At 73.1% G+C, this 17,626-nt stretch carries 17 protein-coding genes and 1 pseudogene; 9 read left to right on the forward strand and 9 right to left on the reverse strand.

Annotated features, from left to right (window positions below):
- Positions 1–94 precede the first annotated feature (94 nt).
- Positions 95–463 carry a winged helix-turn-helix transcriptional regulator gene (locus V6U88_RS00780; protein ID WP_334448997.1) on the forward strand — a complete coding sequence of 123 codons (369 nt, stop codon included), beginning with the start codon at positions 95–97 and terminating at the stop codon, positions 461–463.
- Here V6U88_RS00780 and V6U88_RS00785 read toward each other — a convergent pair.
- Positions 417–1,664, reverse strand: coding sequence for an FAD-dependent oxidoreductase (locus tag V6U88_RS00785; RefSeq protein WP_334448999.1), 1,248 nt, complete (start codon positions 1,662–1,664; stop codon positions 417–419). The two genes, V6U88_RS00780 and V6U88_RS00785, sit on opposite strands and share 47 nt — an antisense overlap.
- A 57-nt stretch (positions 1,665–1,721) precedes the next feature.
- Between V6U88_RS00785 and V6U88_RS00790 the strand changes: the two genes are divergently transcribed.
- The 3 genes from V6U88_RS00790 to V6U88_RS00800 all read left to right on the forward strand — a co-directional run bounded on the left by V6U88_RS00790 (position 1,722) and on the right by V6U88_RS00800 (position 5,168).
- Positions 1,722–2,333, forward strand: coding sequence for a PadR family transcriptional regulator (locus V6U88_RS00790; protein ID WP_334449000.1), 612 nt, complete (start codon positions 1,722–1,724; stop codon positions 2,331–2,333).
- Positions 2,334–2,410: 77 nt separating this feature from the next.
- Positions 2,411–2,971, forward strand: coding sequence for a TetR/AcrR family transcriptional regulator (locus V6U88_RS00795; RefSeq protein WP_334449002.1), 561 nt, complete (start codon positions 2,411–2,413; stop codon positions 2,969–2,971).
- 13 nt (positions 2,972–2,984) lie between these two features.
- A complete protein-coding gene (locus tag V6U88_RS00800; protein ID WP_334449004.1) occupies positions 2,985–5,168 on the forward strand; it encodes an MMPL family transporter in 2,184 nt (727 codons plus the stop codon).
- Positions 5,169–5,193: 25 nt separating this feature from the next.
- Here V6U88_RS00800 and V6U88_RS00805 read toward each other — a convergent pair whose 3' ends face one another.
- Positions 5,194–6,450: an erythromycin esterase family protein gene (locus V6U88_RS00805; RefSeq protein ID WP_334449006.1), complete on the reverse strand. Its 1,257-nt coding sequence runs from the start codon at positions 6,448–6,450 to the stop codon at positions 5,194–5,196.
- Positions 6,451–6,587: 137 nt separating this feature from the next.
- On the opposite strand from V6U88_RS00805, the gene V6U88_RS00810 reads away from it, so the two are divergent.
- Positions 6,588–6,779: a DUF2795 domain-containing protein gene (locus V6U88_RS00810; RefSeq protein ID WP_334449009.1), complete on the forward strand. Its 192-nt coding sequence runs from the start codon at positions 6,588–6,590 to the stop codon at positions 6,777–6,779.
- A gap of 228 nt (positions 6,780–7,007) precedes the next feature.
- Here the strand turns inward: V6U88_RS00810 and erm are convergent.
- From erm to V6U88_RS00825, 3 genes and pseudogenes are all read right to left on the reverse strand, one after another.
- A pseudogene (gene erm, locus V6U88_RS00815) lies at positions 7,008–7,799 on the reverse strand (ErmE/ErmH/ErmO/ErmR family 23S rRNA (adenine(2058)-N(6))-methyltransferase); the annotation flags it as partial.
- A 311-nt stretch (positions 7,800–8,110) separates the two neighbouring features.
- Positions 8,111–8,233 (reverse strand): hypothetical protein, encoded by a 123-nt coding sequence (locus V6U88_RS00820; RefSeq protein ID WP_334449011.1) that lies wholly within the window; start codon positions 8,231–8,233, stop codon positions 8,111–8,113.
- A gap of 301 nt (positions 8,234–8,534) precedes the next feature.
- Entirely contained in the window at positions 8,535–9,434 is a 900-nt protein-coding gene (locus V6U88_RS00825; RefSeq protein WP_334449012.1) for a Gfo/Idh/MocA family protein, read from the reverse strand.
- 170 nt (positions 9,435–9,604) lie between these two features.
- On the opposite strand from V6U88_RS00825, the gene V6U88_RS00830 reads away from it, so the two are divergent.
- Positions 9,605–10,000, forward strand: a complete 396-nt coding sequence (locus V6U88_RS00830) for a hypothetical protein (RefSeq protein ID WP_334449014.1) — start codon at positions 9,605–9,607, stop codon at positions 9,998–10,000.
- Positions 9,993–10,409 (forward strand): hypothetical protein, encoded by a 417-nt coding sequence (locus V6U88_RS00835; protein WP_334449016.1) that lies wholly within the window; start codon positions 9,993–9,995, stop codon positions 10,407–10,409. The genes V6U88_RS00830 and V6U88_RS00835 overlap by 8 nt, the downstream gene beginning before the upstream one ends.
- A 65-nt stretch (positions 10,410–10,474) precedes the next feature.
- Here the strand turns inward: V6U88_RS00835 and fabG are convergent, their stop codons facing one another.
- Together fabG and V6U88_RS00845 are read right to left on the reverse strand one after the other, a co-directional pair.
- Positions 10,475–11,233 carry a 3-oxoacyl-ACP reductase FabG gene (gene fabG / locus V6U88_RS00840; RefSeq protein WP_334449018.1) on the reverse strand — a complete coding sequence of 253 codons (759 nt, stop codon included), beginning with the start codon at positions 11,231–11,233 and terminating at the stop codon, positions 10,475–10,477.
- A 95-nt stretch (positions 11,234–11,328) separates the two neighbouring features.
- Positions 11,329–12,972: an alpha-amylase family protein gene (locus tag V6U88_RS00845; RefSeq protein WP_334449019.1), complete on the reverse strand. Its 1,644-nt coding sequence runs from the start codon at positions 12,970–12,972 to the stop codon at positions 11,329–11,331.
- Between the two features lie 95 nt (positions 12,973–13,067).
- Between V6U88_RS00845 and V6U88_RS00850 the strand changes: the two genes are divergently transcribed.
- Together V6U88_RS00850 and V6U88_RS00855 are read left to right on the forward strand one after the other, a co-directional pair.
- A complete protein-coding gene (locus V6U88_RS00850) occupies positions 13,068–13,676 on the forward strand; it encodes a DUF1349 domain-containing protein (RefSeq protein WP_334449020.1) in 609 nt (202 codons plus the stop codon).
- Between the two features lie 129 nt (positions 13,677–13,805).
- Positions 13,806–14,477, forward strand: a complete 672-nt coding sequence (locus V6U88_RS00855; protein WP_334449021.1) for a DedA family protein — start codon at positions 13,806–13,808, stop codon at positions 14,475–14,477.
- A 15-nt stretch (positions 14,478–14,492) separates the two neighbouring features.
- On the opposite strand, the gene V6U88_RS00860 is transcribed toward V6U88_RS00855, so the two are convergent.
- Positions 14,493–16,034: a cellulose binding domain-containing protein gene (locus V6U88_RS00860; protein ID WP_334449022.1), complete on the reverse strand. Its 1,542-nt coding sequence runs from the start codon at positions 16,032–16,034 to the stop codon at positions 14,493–14,495.
- Between the two features lie 142 nt (positions 16,035–16,176).
- Positions 16,177–17,565: a chitinase gene (locus V6U88_RS00865; protein WP_334449023.1), complete on the reverse strand. Its 1,389-nt coding sequence runs from the start codon at positions 17,563–17,565 to the stop codon at positions 16,177–16,179.
- Positions 17,566–17,626 lie beyond the last annotated feature (61 nt).

The raw sequence follows: 17,626 nt of genomic DNA on the forward strand, positions 1-17,626 counted from the left end.
TCCTCCTTGGTGCACGGTTTGTTACCGAGGCCATCGTCTGTGACCATCAGACCGAGCGGAAGGAGGCACTTTCGTGTCCCAGGGGAACAGCTGTGTGTCCATCGGACGGGAACAGGCCCGCGCCTGCACCGTCCGCGAGGCGCTGGACCGGGTCGGTGGCAAGTGGAGCATCGGCATCCTGGTGGCCGCCGCCACCGGACCGGTCCGCTTCACCGAGCTGGAACGGCAGGTGGAGGGGATCAGCCGGCGGATGCTCACCCTCACCCTGCGCAACCTGGAACGGGACGGCCTGCTGCACCGGCGGGTGTACCCGACCGTGCCGCCGAAGGTGGAGTACACCGCCACCCCGATGGCCCTGGAGCTCTACGAGTCGCTGGTCGCGCTCACCGAGTGGGCCGAGCGGCACCGCGGGGCGATCAGCGAGGCGCGGGCCGCGTACGACCGGGAGCACGCGGGGCAGTGACTCCGGCCGCGACCGGCGCGCCCCACTCGACGTGGTGGTCGTAGAGCCAGGCGAGCGAGGCGCCGTCGTCCTTCGCCATCCGCTTGGCGAAGATCGGCAGGGCGAGGTCCCGCAGCACCCGGGCGACCGGGCCGGCCACCTTGGTGCCGCTGGTCCGCCGTCCCTGCGCCACCACCCGCTCCACCCGGTCCCGGCGCAGCCGCTCGTACGCGGCGAACGCGGCCGGCACGTCGGGCAGGTCACGCAGGCACTGCGCCAGCACCACGGCGTCCTCGAACGCCATCGCCGCGCCCTGCCCCGAGGAGGGGGCGGCGGTGTGCGCGGCGTCGCCGATGACGATCATGCGGTCGCGGTGCCAGGTGGGGACCGACGGCAGGTCGTAGGTGGGCCAGCCGTACTGGATCCGGTCGGTGGCCTCGATGATCCGCAGCGCCGGGCCGGCGTCGCCGGTGAAGAGCTCACGCAGCCGGGCCCGCCACTCGTCCGGGCCGATCGCGGCGAGCTGGGCCGGGGTCAGCTCGGCGGGCTGGGGCGGGTTGGCGAACCACCAGACCTCGTCGTCGCCGACCGGTATCCAGCAGAAGAAGCACCGCCGGCCGAAGATCATGTTCATCACGCCGCGTTCGCCGGGCAGCCCCAGTCCGTGGGTGAAGCCGCCGGCGTTGAGCAGCGGCACGTACCGGGGCGCGGGCGCCGCCGGGTCGATGATCTGCCGGGTCCGTGAGCGCAGCCCGTCCGCGCCGACCAGCAGGTCACCCTCGGCGCTGCGCCCGTCGGCGAACCGGGCCCGCACGCCCGCCCCGCTCGGCTCGGCCGCCACCAGGCGGGCGCCGTGCACGATCGGCACCCCCTGCCGGACGGCCTCGCCGCGCAGCACCCGGTAGAGGTCGGACCGCTTCACGGTGGTGCTGCCCCGCCCCCGGGTGCGGGTGCCGCTCGTGCCGAACTCCCCCAGCCGGCGGCCCTTGTGGTTGAACATCGCCATCCGGGGCGTGGGGTGGCCGAGGTCGGCGACCAGCTCGTCGAGGCCGACCGCCCGCAGCGCGTCCAACCCGTTGACCGACAGGGTCAGGAACGCGCCCACGCCGACGGCGTCCCCCTCGTACGCCTCGTAGACCACCGATTCGATGCCGGCGCGGCGCAGCGCGAGGGCGGCGACGGGGCCGGCGATGCCGCCGCCGATGATCAATGCTTTAGTCATATCATGACTATACATAGAATGACTATGACGAGGAAGACGGTCACCTAAGGTGAGGGCATGGCCGCCCGCGCACACCGCCACTCACCGCTGGCGATGATGGTGCTCGCCCTCCTGGTCGAGGCGCCGATGCACGCGTACCGGATGCAGCAGCTCATCCAGGAGCGCCAGAAGCAGGACGTGGTCAACGTCGCGCAGCGCAACAGCATCTACCAGGCCATCGAGCGGCTCCGGCGCGACGAGCTGGTCCGGGTCAGCCACACCGCCCGGGACGAGCGGCGCCCGGAGCGCACCGTCTACGAGCTGACCGAGGCCGGCCGGCGGACGCTGGACGGCTGGCTGGTCGAGGCGCTCGCCACCCCGGCGCGCGAGTTCCCCGAGTTCCCCGCCGCGCTCTCCTTCCTGCCGCTGCTGCCGCCCGCCGAGGCGGCCCGGCAGCTCGAACGACGCGCCGACACCCTCGCCGCGCGGCTGCGCGAACGGGAGGCCGTCCTCGCCACGGTCGACCTGCCACGGCTGTTCCTGGTCGAGGACGAGTACCGGCTGGCGCTGCTGCGTACCGAACTGGACTGGGTCCGCGGGCTCGCCGCCGACCTGCGCGCCGGCACGCTGAGCTGGTCCGGCGAGTGGCTGGCCGGGTGGACCGGCGCACCGGACGCCGACCGGGGTTGACCGGTGTGGCGAACGCCACCCGACGCGACTGACCGATCGGTCAGAGTCTGACCGATCGGTCAGGCATGCTGGAACGCATGGCACGGACCACCCCGCAGACCCACGGCGAGATCCTGGCCGCGGCGGCCCGGCGGTTCGCGGTGACCGGCTACAAGGGCACCTCGTTGCAGGACATCGCCCGTGAGGTGGGCTGCTCCAAGGCCGCCGTGCTCTACCACTTCGCCAACAAGGAAGCCCTGCTCGCCGAGCTGATGGCCAAGCCGATCGAGGTGCTGCGCCAGCTCGACGAGCGGATCGCCACCCTCGACGGCGCCGCCGCCCAGCGCGCCGCCGCCGAGGGCTTCGTCGACCTCGCGGTCCGCTTCCGGCGGGAGATCGCGCTGCTGCGCGGCGAGTTCCCCGAACTGCTGGCGCAGCCGGCCTTCGCGCACATTCAGCGCATCTCCGAACGGCTGCTCGACGCGCTCGCCGGGCCGGGCGACGGCCCGGGCGGCCGGATCGCCGCGATGGTCGTGCTGGCCGGCGTGCCGGAGGCGTGCGCCGAGTTCGTCGACGTGCCCGACGACGAGTTGCGCCCCGCCCTGCTGGCGATCGCCACCCGGGCGTTGGCGCCGCTCGACCCACCCACCCCCGAATGAGGACAAGGATCTGATGGCGACCCTGCTGTACCGGCTCGGCCGGGCCTCGTTGCGCCACCGGCGACTCGTCGTCGCCGTCTGGCTCGTCGTACTCGTCGGCCTCGGCATCGCCGCGGCGACCCTGCGCGGCCCGACGGCGAGCAACTTCACCATGCCCGGCACCGAGTCGCAGCAGGCGCTGGACCTGCTGGCCGAGCGGTTCCCGGCGGCCAGTGGCGCCACCGGCACCATCGCGGTGAAGGCACCCGCGGCCGGCCAGCTCGGCACGCCCGAGGGCCAGGCGGTGGTCAAGGGGGTCGTGCAGGAGGCGGCGACCCTGCCCGGCGTGGTCGGCGCCGTCGACCCGTTCCAGGTCCAGGCACTCTCCCCCGACGGCCGGTACGCCCTGGTCCAGGTGCAGTTCGCCGAGGGCGCCGACGAGGTCACCGACGACCAGCGCGCGGCGTACGAGAAGGTCGGCGCGCAGGCCGAGGCGCAGGGCTGGCAGGTCGCCCCCGGCGGTGAGGTGCTCAACTCCGAGCCCGAGGTCGGCTCCACCGAGGCGCTGGGCGTGCTGGTCGCGGCGATCGTCCTGATCGTCACGTTCGGCTCGCTGGTCGCCGCCGGCATGACCATGCTCAACGCCCTGATCGGCGTCGCCGTCGGCATGGCCGGCCTGTACGCGCTGAGCGGCGTGGTGGAGCTGACCAGCACCGCCCCCATCCTGGCCCTGATGCTCGGGCTGGCCGTCGGCATCGACTACTCGCTCTTCATCACCTCGCGCCACCGGCAGAACCTGCTCGAAGGGCTGGAGCCAGACGAGGCGGTCGGCCGGGCCGTCGGCACCGCCGGCTCCGCCGTGCTCTTCGCCGGCGCCACCGTGGTCATCGCGCTCGCCGGGCTGGCCGTGGTCGACATCCCTTTCCTCACCGTGATGGGTCTGGCCGCCGCCGGCACCGTCACCGTGGCGGTGCTCGTCGCGATCACTCTCCAGCCGGCTCTGCTCGGCTTCGCCGGCCGCAAGGTGCTCCCCCGCAAGCTGCGCGGGGCCGAGGCCGCGCCGGGCACCGACGGCACCCCGCCCGCCGAGGACCGCTCCGGCTTCGGGTTCCGCTGGGCGCACTGGGTGACCAAGCTGCGGATCCCCGTCATCCTGGTCGGCCTGCTCGGCCTCGGGCTGCTCGCGCTGCCGGCCCAGGACATGCGGCTGGCCCTGCCGGACGCGGCCACCGCACCCGAGGGCAGCGCCGCCCGGGTCAGCAACGACGTCATCCGCGAAGGCTTCGGGCCGGGCTTCACCGGCCGGCTCGCCGTGGTGGTCACCTCGGACTCCCCGCAGGACACCGCGGCCGCCGTACCGCAGGTCACCGCGCTGATCCAGGGCACCGAGGGGGTGCTGGCGGTGGCCCCGCCGCAGGTCGACCCCTCCGGCCGGACGGCGCTGCTCGGCGTCATCCCGAAGACCGGGCCGACCGACGCGGCCACCGAGACGCTGGTCCAGGACATCCGCGAGGGGGTCGGCGCGATCGGCAACGCCGAGGTGCTGCTCACCGGCGTCACCGCGATCGGCATCGACGTCTCCGAGAAGCTCACCGACGCGCTGCCGGTCTACCTGCTGCTGGTGGTCGGGCTGTCGATCCTGCTGCTGATGCTGGTGTTCCGCTCGATCCTGGTGCCGGTCAAGGCGGCGCTGGGCTTCCTGCTCACCGTGGCCGCCACCTTCGGCATCACCGTCGCGGTGTTCCAGCAGGGCCACCTGGCCGACCTGGTCGGACTGGACACCCCCGGCCCGCTGATCAGCTTCCTGCCGATCCTGCTCATCGGCATCCTGTTCGGACTCGCCATGGACTACGAGGTCTTCCTGGTCTCCCGGATGCGGGAGGACTTCGTGCACGGCGACACCGCCCGCCAGGCCACCATCAACGGGATGGGGCACGGCGCGCGGGTGGTCACCGCCGCCGCGCTGATCATGATGTCGGTCTTCGGCGGCTTCGTCTTCCTCGACGACCCGGTGATCAAGTCGATGGGCTTCGCGCTCGCGATCGGCGTCGCCATCGACGCCTTCGTGGTGCGGATGACCATCGTGCCGGCGGTCATGTCGCTGCTCGACCGGACGGCCTGGTGGCTGCCCCGCTGGCTGGACCGGGCACTGCCCAACGTGGACATCGAGGGCGAGGGGCTGCGCGCCCACCTCGACCGGAAGCCGGACGCCGCCTGACGGACGCCGGACCTGCCCGGCCGGCCTACACGCCGGCCGGGTAGGTCCCCATCTCGCCCATGGCGCTCACCGCGGGCAGCGGGTGCAGCGCGGTGGTCTCGTCGCACCAGACGAACGCGTCGTACCGGTCGCCCAGCCGGGTCGGCACGTAGTTGCCCCACGACTCGAAGCTCGGGTCGTAGACCACCCCGATCGCCCGGTGGTCGACGGTACCGGTGACCCACTCCGGCTGGTCCTCACCGCCGAAGACCAGCACCGCCCGCTCCGGCATCAGCTCGTGCAGCCGCCGCTCCACCGACCCCTCCCGGGCCGGCGGCACCACCATCGCCTCGGCCGGCGACCCCCAGCGCGGCGCGGCGACGACGGTCCCCCGGTAGCTGCCGAAGCCCACCAGCGCGACCGCGTCCCGCCCCAGCCGTTCCCGGCCCAACTGGCCGATGTTGACCAGCCCGTCGGCGGCCATGTCGGTGGCCCGGGCGTCGCCCACGTGCGTGTTGTGCGCCCAGACGATCCCCCGCGCCTCGGGGCCGTAGTGCTCCAGCAGGCGGTCCAGGGTGTCCGCCATGTGGATGTCCCGCACGTTCCACGACTCCGGGCCGCCCCGCACCATCGCCCGGTAGTAGCGCTCCGCGCCGGCCACCACCTCCGCGTTCTGCCAGGCCGCGAAGGCGTCCGGGCCGTCCGAGGCGGCGTGTGCCCGGGTACGCGCCAGCAGGCGCACCACCTCCTCCTCGCAGCGCGCGGAGACGAACCGGCTGGCCGCGCCGTACTCCTCGACCCGCTTGCCGTACGGCTCGAAGCACCGGTAGGCGTCCTGCGCCGCCTCCAGCGAGTGCGGGTCCTCCTCGCCCAGGTAGTCGAAGATGGCCTGCATGGACTCCCACAGGCTGTAGACGTCCAGGCCGTGGAAGCCGGCCCGCTCCCCCGCCGGGCGTTCCATGTTCCACGCTCGCAACCACCGGCAGAAGCGGTTGACCTCGGCGTTCGCCCACATCCAGGTGGGCCAGCGCTCGAAGCGTTCCAGGGCGATCCGCGGGTCCGCCGCGCCGCCCGGGCCGCCGGTCACCGAGCGGTTCACCCGGTCGCAGTCCGGCCAGTCCCCCTCCACCGCCACGAAGGAGAAGCCCTGCTCGGCGATGAGCCGGCGGGTGAGCTGCTCGCGCAGTCGGTAGTAGTCGTAGGTACCGTGCGACGCCTCGCCGATCATCACCACCCGGGCGTCCCGGACACGCGCCAGCAACGGGTCGAAGTCGCTCGGCGCGCCGAGCCGCTGAACCAGCATGTCCGCGGCTACCCGGCGGGTCGGCGGGCAAACCGCGACCAGCGCCCGCGGCGGTCAGGGGCCGACCGGGGCCGGCGGGCGGGCATTTCCCGGGCGGACGGCGGTGTGCCGCCGGGCAGGGCGGGTAGCCGGGCGGCATGACCGTCACCGGGGCGCAGTTGCAGGACTACCTGGCCGGGCTCGACTACCCGGTCTCCCGCGAGGACCTGATCCGCTGGGGTCAGGAGAACGGGGCCAGCACGGAGATGCTGCAGATGTTGCGGGCGCTGCCCGCCGACCAGTTCGACGACCCGGCCGAACTGCACGAGGCGCTCGGCACGCTCGCCTGACCGCCGCTCGGAGGCCGCCTCGTCGCCGATACCGGCGGTGGCAGACCGTCGGTCTCGGCGCGCGGGTCCGGCCCGGCGGCGCCCGCACCGTCGGGCGGTGACGCCCGATCACCGCCGATCTCGCCGTGGGTCATCCCGCACGGCCGCTCGTCCGCTCCACCTGCCCGCCCGGGAGGCATTCAGCGCCGGGGCCGCCGCTCCCGATGGGTGCCGACCGCGCGGGTCGTGGGCGTGCAGCAGGCGGAACAGGACCAGCCACTGCTCCGGCCAGACCAGCCCGACCGGGGTGGCCGGGTCGAGCCGGGCCGCCCGCAGCGCGCCGTCCACCCGGCCGCGGGGGTACGCCGCGCGCAGCGAGGCCGCGAGCGAGCCGCCGGCGCCGCCGAAGCCGAGCTCCACCATGCTCCGGTACGCCGGCAGCGCCGCCGGGGGCAGCAGCGGTGCGGGGCGGCGTTCGACGCGCAGGATCCCGCCGTCGACGCCGGGCACCGGCCGGAACGCGGTACGGGGCACCCGCCCGGCCAGCCGCCAGTGGTGTTCCGGCCAGGTGAGCACGGTCAGCCTGCTCCACCGCCCGTGGTCGCCGCTGCGCTTGCGGGCGTACTCCAGTTGAGTGAGCAGGGTCGCGGCCCGCAACCCGGGCGCGGCCAGGCACCAGCGGACCACCGCCGCCGTCAGCGACCAGGGGATGTTGCCGACGACCGAGAACGGCTCGTCCGGTGGCGGTGCCGCGAGGAAGTCCTCCTGCCGGTGGCTGACCTGGGGCAGTTGCGCGGCGAGGCCCGCCAGGTCCCCGGCGGCGGCCGGATCCACCTCGTACGCGATCAGCCGCGCGCAGCGCGCGGCGAGTGGTCGGGTCAGCTGGCCCCGCCCGGCGCCGACCTCCAGCAGCAGGTCGTCGGGGCCGGGTCGGGCGGCCCGGACCAGCCGCGCGACGGCGGCCGGATCGGTCAGGAAGTTCTGGGACAGTACGCGACGGGTCCGGTCGCGTGCGGTGGTGCGGGTTCGGCGGGGCGCCACGGGGATCGTCCTGTCTGTCGCCGCTCGGCGACGGGTACGGACAGGCGGGCGCGCACGGGCGGGCCTGTCCGAGTGGGATCGGGACTCGGACGACCCTGGAGATTTCGGCGTGGGACGCGGGCGCGGGCGTGCGCCGCCCGCTGACCGCGGGAGTCGGCGGTCAGCGGCGTGGCGGCGCCGGTGGCGACACGACGCACCGCCCGGCCGGCGCACCGGTAGGTGCGCTGGTCGGCGGACCGGTCGGCGGACCGATCGGTGAGGCGACCGGCGGACTGGTCGGCGGACCGGTCGGCGGCGGCGCGGAGGTCAGGTCAGGCGCGGCGGTGGGCGTCCCGGCCGGCCAGGGCCGGGCGCCGGACTCGCGGGCGGGCAACCAGGAGAAGGCCCCGCATGGCCGGCGCGGCGGCCACGTCGATCAGGGCGTGCGTGAACATGTCGGCCAGGCTAGCCCGCGGGCCGGCCGCCCCGCGAGAGGTTTCCGTCACCGGGCCGAGGGCCGGGAGTCGGCGGGCCAACGGGTCGGTCGCTCACCCCGAGTAGCGTCCGTCCCCCATCTGCCACGGTGAGCGATATACCTGTAAGGCATATTTATGCCTCACAGGTATATCGCTCGAAACCCATGTGCCGTGGACCGGCCGACACGCCCGGCCGCCGGCCACCGGCGTTGCCGCCTGGTCGGGCTCGCGAACCGGGCAAGGGCCAGACCATCCCCCGCTGGCCCGCGGTCGGCCGGGATCAGATGTCGACGGTGCGGCCCTGGGCGCGGGCGACCTCGGCGGCGGACAGGATCTCCACCACCTCCCGGCCGAAACGCACGTCGCAGCGGTGGTCGCGGGTGCCGGCGTCGATCTCCTCGAGGAGCTGGTCGATCGCGGTGCCGAACGCGGTGAGGGCGTTGCCGTCGCCCGGCGGGACGGACTCGGTGCCGTTCTCGCCGAAGAAGACGAAGTCGCGGGTCACCGCCTCCTGCGGGGCGTCCAGGGTGAGCGAGATGGCGCTGGTGGCGCCGCCATCGTGGGTGAGCAGCAGGTGGACCAGGCCGGTCGGGCCGTCCATCGCGGCCACCCGGGTGACCCCGCCGAGCACCGGCAGGATGATCGACAGCGCGTGCGGGCCGATGTCCCACAGTGCGCCGTGGTCGCGCCGCCACTGCGAGCCGCCGTACGGGCTGCCGGGCTGGTAGATCGAGGCGAACATGGTCGCCCGCGCGTGCTGCCAGCCGCCGGCCGCGGCGGTCGAGGCGAGGAAGCCGGTGACGTTCGGGTGGTAGCGCTGGGTGAAGAAGACGACCGAGGCCACCCCGGACTGCTGGGCGGCGGCGACCACCCGGTCGGCGTCGGCCAGGGTGAGCGCCAGCGGCTTGTCCAGCAGCAGGTGCCGGCCGGCCGTGGCGGCGCGTACGGCGAGGTCCGCCTGGATGTCGGGCGGGAGCGCCACCGCCACCGCGTCGCAGGCGTCCAGCAGCGCGTCGACGTCGTCGAACGCCGGTACGCCGTGCCGGCTCGCCAGCTCGCCGGCCCGCTCCGGGTTGCGTCCCCAGACCCCCACCAGTTCGGCGCGCGGGTGCGCGTCGATCGCGGCGGCGTGCGTCTCCGCCGCCCAGTGACCGGTGCCGAACAAGCCGAACCGCAGCACGAGTACCCCCGGAGTCGTCGTCCGCCACGGCGGTGCCGTAGCCGTGATCCAACCTAGTCGCCCCCGGCGGGGCAGGTGCAGCCGACGTGGCGGAGCGACCGGGGCGGGGGCGATTACTACGACGCTTAGTAGGCTGTGCCGGTGACCGAGACTGGGACGGTGTGCCCGCGATGACCAGCGCAGCCTCAGCCGGCTCGCCGGTGGACGGGATCCTCGCGACGGCAACGATCGTGCTGTCGCTCGTACTCGCGCTCTGGAGCCTGGTGGCGGCGGTGCGCCACCGCGCGCCCGACCGTCTCCAGTTCGTCGGCCTGGCGGTGCTGGAGGTGGCGCTGCTCGCGCTGGCCGTGGTGGCGCTGGTCGCGCTCGGCGGCGGCGAGCGGCCGGGCGAGCCCGGCGCCTTCTTCGGCTACCTGGTGACGCTGATCTGCCTGCCGCCGCTGGCCTGGGTGCTGGCCCGGATGGAGCCGACCCGGTGGGGCTCGGCGATCGTCTGCGCGGTCTGCCTGGTCACCCCGGTGGTCGTGGTCCGGCTCCAGCAGACCTGGGAGGTCCTCGGTGGTTGAGACCGGGACGCCCGCGCGGACCACGAACTCCGGTCCCGGCCGACTGCTGATCGCGGTGTACCTGCTCTTCGCCATCGCCGCCACCTCGCGGGCCGGACTCCAGATCGCCACGAAGTTCGACGAGGCGCCGGTGGCGTACCTGCTCTCCGCGCTGGCCGCGATGATCTACATCGTCGCCGCCGTCGGGCTGGCCCGGGCCGGTCACGCCGGACGGCGGGTCGCGCTCGCCTGCTGCTCCGTGGAGCTGATCGGGGTCGTCGGGGTGGGCGTGCTGAGCCTGGTCGACCGGGAGCTCTTCCCGGACGAGACGGTCTGGTCCAACTTCGGCAGCGGCTACGGCTACATCCCCCTGGTCCTGCCGATCCTCGGCCTCGTCTGGCTGTACCGCACCCGCCACTCCCCCGCCTGACCCACGGAACGCGGAATGGCCACTCCTTCTCGGAAAGAGTGGCCATTGCGCGGGGTGGGGTGGGGTCAGTCCTTGGGGCCGCCGGCCACGTAGATGACCTGGCCGGAGACGAAGGAGGCGCCCTCGCTGGCGAGGAACGAGATGGTGTGGGCGACGTCCTCCGGGCGGCCGGGGCGGCGGACCGGGATCTCGGCGGCGGCGTGCTGCTGCAACGCCTCGAAGTCGACCTTCATCCGGGCGGCGGTCGCGGCGGTCATGTCGGTGACGATGAAGCCCGGCGCGACCGCGTTGACCGTCACGCCGAACGGGCCCAGCTCGATGGCGAGCGTCTTGGTGAAGCCCTGCAGACCGGCCTTGGCCGCCGAGTAGTTCGCCTGGCCCCGGTTGCCCAGCGCGGAGGTGCTGGAGAGGTTGACGATCCGTCCCCACTTCCGTTCCACCATGTGCTTCTGCGCCGCCTGGCTGAACAGGAACGCGCCCCGCAGGTGCACCCCCATCACCGTGTCCCAGTCGGCGTCGGACATCTTGAACAGCAGGTTGTCGCGGAGCACGCCGGCGTTGTTGACCAGCACGGTCGGCGCGCCCAGCTCGGCGGCGACCCGCTCGACGGCTGCCTCCACCTGGGACCGGTCCGACACGTCCGCGGCGACGCCCAGGGCCCGGCCGCCGGCCGCGGCGATCGCGTCCACCGTCTCCTTGGTCGCCGACTCCTCGATGTCGACCACGGCGACGGCCATGCCGTCGGCGGCCAACCGGCGGGCGGTGGCCGCGCCGATACCGCGCGCGGCTCCGGTGACGATGGCGACGCGAGGCTCTTCCGACATGATTACCTCCGGGTAACTTGGCTCGATCGATGGAGCTTAACCCCCGCCCACCGTCGAACATCAGGCCCGACCTCGCCGCCGTCCCCGGCCGGTGGTCAGCCCCGGCAGAGCCGGATCCAGCGGTAGCCGTAGCCGGCCAGCTTCAGGCGGTCGAGCTTGCCCACCTCGCCGTACCCACGGTCGGCGAGGACGTCGGTCGGCAGGTCCGCCTCGGCGGCGAGCGAGCTCAGGTCGACCTCGACGTCCTCGGTGCCCAGGTTGTGCAGGAAGACCATCGTCCCGGTCGGCCCGTCGGCGCGGTGCGCCAGCACTCCGGGCGGCATCGGCACGTCGATGTGCGTCGTCGAGCCGGAGCCGATCTCCGGAGCCTCGCGCAGCGTACGGATCATCCGCTCGAACCAGGACAGCAGCGACTTCGGGTCGCGGCGCTGGGCGGTCACGTTGACCTTCTCGTAGCTGAACTCACCCTTGTCGATCACCGGCCGGACCAGCTTCTCCGGGTCGGCCGTGGAGAACCCGGCGTTCGGCTTGTACGACCACTGCATCGGGGTACGGATGGCCTCCCGGCCGGGCAGCGACAGGTCCTCGCCCATGCCGATCTCCTCGCCGTAGCGCAGCACCGGCGTGCCGCGCAGCGAGAACTGCAACGCGTACGCCAGCTCGAGGCGGCGGCGGTCGTTGCCGAGCATCGGGGCCAGCCGACGCCGGATGCCCCGGTCGTAGATCCGCATGTCCTCGTCCGGGCCGAACTCGGCGTACACCTGGTTGCGCTGCTCGGCGGTGAGCCGGGAGAGGTCGATCTCGTCGTGGTTGCGCAGGAAGGTCGCCCACTGCCCGCCGACGGGCAGCTTCGGGGTGTCCCGCAGCGCCTCGATCACCGGCTCCGGGTCCTGCCGGGCCAGGGCCAGCATGAGCCGGCCGTTGAGCATGAAGTCGAAGAGCATGTGGATGCGGTTGCCCGAGCCGCCGGAGTCGCCGAAGAACGTCGGCAGCTGGTCCGGCTCGACGTTCGCCTCGGCCAGCAGGACCGCGTCGCCGCGCCGCCACTGCACGTGCTGGCGCATCTCGGTGAGGAACTCGAAGTCCTTGGGCGAGTTCGGGTTGCCCGGCTCGGTCAGCTCGATGATGAACGGCACCGCGTCCATCCGGAAGCCGGAGACGCCGAGCTGGAGCCAGAACGACATGATCTTCTTGATCTCCGCGCGGACCTGCGGGTTGGCGAAGTTGAGGTCCGGCTGGAACTTGTAGAACCGGTGGTAGAACCACGCCTTCGCGGTGCGGTCGTAGCTCCAGGTCTCGTTCTGCTCGCCGGGGAAGACCATGCCCTGGCGCCGGTCGTCCGGCTCGGTGTCCGACCAGACGTACCAGTCGCGGTAGGGCGAGTCGGGCGAGGAGCGGGCGGACTGGAACCACGGGTGCTCGTCGGAGGTGTGGTTGACCACCAGGTCGATGATCACCCGGATGCCCCGGTTCTGCGCCTGGTGCAGCAGCTCGGCGAAGTCGCCGAGGGTGCCGAAGCGGGGGTCCACGTTGTAGAAGTCGGTGGCGTCGTACCCGTCGTCCTTGTTGGGCGACGGGTGGATCGGGTGCAGCCACAGGCAGGTGACCCCGAGCCGGGCCAGGTAGTCCAGCCGGCCGATCAGCCCCTGGATGTCACCGACCCCGTCGCCGTCGGAGTCCGCGTACGTGTCGATGTCGAGGCAGTAGACGACGGCCTCGGAGTACCACCTGTCACCCATGCCGACCTTATGTCTCCGGTCGGCCGTCCCCGCAAACGCGAGGCCGTCGCGCCCGGGCGCCGGGGCGGCGCGGTGCCGGCGGGTACGGTGCCGGCATGGGCGGGGACGAGACGCTGCGGGACGTCGACTGGGACGAGGGCCGCTGGCTGCGCGAGCCGGTGCGCCGGGAGCGGACCGACGGGGGTGACCTGCTGGTGGAGCCGGGCGCGGAGAGCGACTTCTGGCGGCACACCAGCTACGGCTTCGTGCACGACGACGGTCCCGCCCTGCTCGCTCCGCTGCCCGGTGGCAGCGCCGTCGAGGTGGACTTCCGGCTGGACTACGGCGAGCAGTTCGACCAGGCCGGGCTGCTCGTCCGGGTGGACGAGCGGAACTGGGTCAAGGCCGGGGTGGAGGTCAGCGACGGCGAGCCGCAGCTCGGCGCGGTGGTCACCCGGGAGGTCTCCGACTGGTCGGTGGCACCGGTGCCGGAGTGGGCCGGGCGGGAGGTCACCGTCCGGGCGAGCCGGGACGGTGACGCGCTCACCGTCCGGGCCCGGGTGGACGGCGGGCCGTGGCGGCTGGTCCGGCTCGCCCCGCTCGCCCCGGAGGCGGCGGCGTCGGCCGGTCCGTTCTGCTGCTCGCCGACCCGGGCCGGGCTGACCGTCCGGTTCACCGGCTGGCGGCAGGGCTCGGCCGACCGCGAACTGCACCCCTCGACCTGACCTCACCGGCACCGACCGCCTCCCGGGCTCGCGCTGAGCGGGTGGTCAGTGGGGCGGGTCACCGGCAGGTGTGGGCGTCGGTTGCGCGGGTACCACTGTCCGATCCCGGCAGCTTTCGGAAGGACGCCCATGGCTCTCGCCCAGAACGTCGACCCGAACCAGTTCACCGGGCTGACCGGGTGGGTGGCGAGCGTCATCGACTCGTTGGGCGCGGTCGGGGTGGCGCTGCTGGTGGCCCTGGAGAGCATCATCCCGCCGATCCCCAGCGAGGTGGTGCTGGCGATGGCCGGCTACCTGGCCAGCGAGGGCCGGTTCCACCTGGTGGTGATCGTGCTCGCCGCAACGGCGGGCTCGCTGCTGGGCGCGCTGGTGCTCTACTGGCTCGGCGCGGCCCTCGGCGAGGAACGGTTGAAGCGCTGGCTGGACCACATCCCGCTGGTGGACAGGGACGACCTGGAGAAGGCCGACCGGTGGTTCGAGCGGTACGGCCGGTGGGCGGTCCTGATCGGCCGGGTGGTGCCGGTGGTGCGCAGCCTGGTGTCGGTCCCGGCCGGGGCGAACCGGATGCCGCTGGGTGAGTTCGTCCTGTTGACCACGCTGGGCAGCGGGGTGTGGAACACCCTGATCGTGGGGCTGGGTTTCGCGCTCGGCTCACGCTGGGAGGACGTGGACCGGTACAGCAGCTGGTTCAACTACGCGATCTTCGCCGTCTTCGCCGTGATGATCGTGACCTGGGCGGTCAAGAAGATCCGCAAGCGGCGGGCGCGGCGCGACCGGCAGTCGGTGACCGCCGGTCGCTGACCGCGACGCCGCCGCTCAGTACTTCGCGGTGATCGAGGTGTACTCCCAGGTGTTCTGGGCGATGCCGGAGCAGTGCGAGACCACGCCGCCACCCGGGCAGGGGCGGTCCCGGTTGACCGACCAGAAGGTGAACCGGGACAGGCCGCGGGCCTTCGCCCAGTCCCGGATCTGCGTCCAGGTGGCCGGCGAGGTCAGCTCCTGCTGGTCGGAGAGGCCATTCATGCCGGAGATGCCCATGTGCGCGTACGCGGTGGCGTCCGACCAGCCGAAGGCGGTCTTCAGGGTGTTCTTCAGCCCCTCGGAGGCGTTGACCGTGCTCTGGTACATGTTCGCGCCGCCGCTGAAGTCGAACGGCATGATGGTGAAGGTGTCGATGTTCGCGCCGAGCGCGGCGGCCTGGTTGATCAGGCGGGTGCCCCAGTAGTTCGGCCCGGTGGTCGAGGTGCCGAAGGTGATGATCGTCTTGATCCCCGGGTTGTTCTGCTTGACGATCTTCAGCGCGCCGAGGATCCGGTCCTGCACCACCTCGTTCTCGAACTCGTCGCTGTTCTCGATGTCGATGTCGATCGCCTTCAGCCCGAACGCGTTGATCACCTGCTGGTACGCCCCGGCCAGCGCCGTCGCGGAGGAGCAGTTCGGGCCGAGCTTGTTGCCGCTCCACCCGCCGATGGACGGGATCACGTCACCGCCGGCGGCCCGGATCGCGGCGATGGTGCTGGCGTGCACGCCGCCGGTGAGCGAGCCGGTGCCGTCCCAGGCCGGGGTGCAGCCGCCGCTGGAGAGGACGAACGCGATGGTGAACCACTTGATCCCGGTCGCCCCCATCACCGTCGACGGCGCGGGCGGGTCGCCCCAGCCCGGGTAGAGGTAGGGCGCGGCGGCCATCGGCGCGGTGCCGCCGGTGCAGCCGGTGGTGGTGGCGGAGACCGGCGCGGACTTCGCCGACTCACCGGAGGAGTTGTACGCGGCCACCGTGTAGCTGTGCGCCGAGCAGGCGGCCAGCCCGCTGAGGGTGGTGGAGGTGCCGGTGAGGGTGGCCTTGACGGTCGAGCCCTCGTACACCCGGTAGCCGGTGACCGTGCCGCCGACGGCGTTCCACGCCAGCGCGATCGAGGAGGCGGTGGTGCCGGTGACCCGCAGGCCGCCGGGGGTGGCCGGGGCGGACGGGTTGCCGCCGCCGCCACCGGTGCAGGCGCCGCCGTTGACCGTGCAGTTGATCGGGTCGCCGGTGCCGCTGACCACGAAGCCGAACGAGGTACTGGCGCCCGGGGCGAGGGTGCCGTTCCAGGACTGGTTGACCGCCGTGACGTGCTGGCCGGAGGTGGTCAGCCGGGCGTCCCAGAAGGTGCCGAGCGAGCTGCCGGCGGGCAGGTCGAACTGCACGTTCCAGGAGCTGATGCTGGCCGAGCTGTCGTTGGTGACGGTGAACTTGGCCTCGTACCCGCTGCCCCAGCTGGAGGTGCGGACGAAGGCGGCGGTGGCGGCGGACGCGGCCGGTGGTGCCACGACGGTGGCCGCGACCAGGGCGGCGGCGAGCGCGGCGGCGAACGTCGCCACGCGTGGGGAGCGGAGTTTCACGGTGGCCTCCAGGGACCTGTGGTGGGGGTCCGCCCGGGGGGTGGGCGGGATCGCCGGCCCGCGCGGGCGGGTCGGTGGCGCGGGAGGGGCCGGCCCGCGCGCGGCGGGCCGGCCGCGCGGGTCAGGGCAGGGTGGCGAGGTGCGGCTTGACGGTGCGGGCGAAGCCGTTGCCGTTGCTGACGTCCCAGTTCACCGACCAGGTCATCGCGCCCCGGATGCCCGGGTAGGTGCGCGGCGGCCGGAAGCTGCCGCAGTTGGTGCCCCGGGCCAGGCAGTCCAGGGCCGCGTTGACCACGCTCGGCGCGACGATGCCGCCGCCGGCGGCGCCCGGCCCGGCGGGCAGGCCCAGGCCGACCTGGTCGGGACGCAGGCCCGCCTCCAGCTGGATGCAGGCCAGCGCGACGATGAAGTTCACCGTGCCCTGCGAGTACGCGGCGTTCTGGTCGCAGCCGAGCATCGCCCCGGAGTTGTAGAACTGGGTGTTCACCACGGTGAGGATGTCCCGGATGTCCAGCGCCAGCTTGAAGTAGCCGGTGGTGGGCGACTGCATGTCGATGGTCTGCGGGGCCATCGCGATGATCAGGCCGGCGCCGACCTTGGCCCGCAGGGCGCGCAGCGCCTGGGCCATGTACGTCGGGTTGAGCCCGTTCTCCAGGTCGATGTCGACCCCGTCGAAGCCGTACCGGCCGATGAGGGCGTGGACGGTGTCGGCGAAGGCGGCGGCCGAGGCGGCGTCGTTGACCGCGACCCGGCCGGTCTCGCCGCCGACGGAGAGGATCACCTTCTGGCCGCGCGAGCGCAGGGTCTGCACGTCGGCGCTGAACTGCGCGTCGGTGTAGCCGCCCAGCGCGGCCGACAGGCCGGGGTCGACGGCGAACGCGACCGCGCCGGGCGTGGCGGTGGCCTCGCCGAAGGCGACCGCGACGATGTCGTACTCGGTGGGGACGTCACGCAGTCGCAGCTCGACCGCCGGGTTGTCGAAGTTGTGCCAGTAGCCGGTGAGCAGGTGCTTCGGCAGCCCGCCGGTGGGCGGTGGAGTGGTCGGCGGTGGGGTGGTCGGCGGCGGGGTGGTGGGAGACGGCGTCGGGGTGGTCGGCGTCGGGCTCGGCGGGGTGGTGCCGCAGGGCGCCCCGTTGAGCAGGCAGTTGGTCGGGGTCCCGGACCCGGCGGCGAGGAAGCCGAACGACACCGAGGCGCCCGGGGCGACGGTGCCGTTCCAGGACCGGTTGGTGAAGGTGTACCGCTGGCCGGAGCTGGTGAGCAGCGCGTCCCAGTAGGTGCCGACGGTGGTCCCGGCGGGCAGGTCGAAGGAGACCGTCCAGGCGGAGATGGTGCTGGAGCCGCCGTTGGTGATCGTGTACTTCCCCTCCCAGCCGCTGCCCCAGTCGGCGGTCCTGGTGAAGCCGGCGGTCGCCCCGGCCGCGTACGCGGGCAGCGCGACCCAGACCGCGCCGAGGGTCGCGGCCAGCGCGGCGACCAGGGAAAGGAGCAGGGTTCTGGAACGCGTCATGCGACCCTCCGGACTGCCATTGATCCATGGATGTCGACGTGCGCGCTTATTATTAAGACTG

The sequence above is a fragment of the Micromonospora sp. CPCC 205739 genome (assembly GCF_036906795.1).
Taxonomy (GTDB): domain Bacteria; phylum Actinomycetota; class Actinomycetes; order Mycobacteriales; family Micromonosporaceae; genus Micromonospora.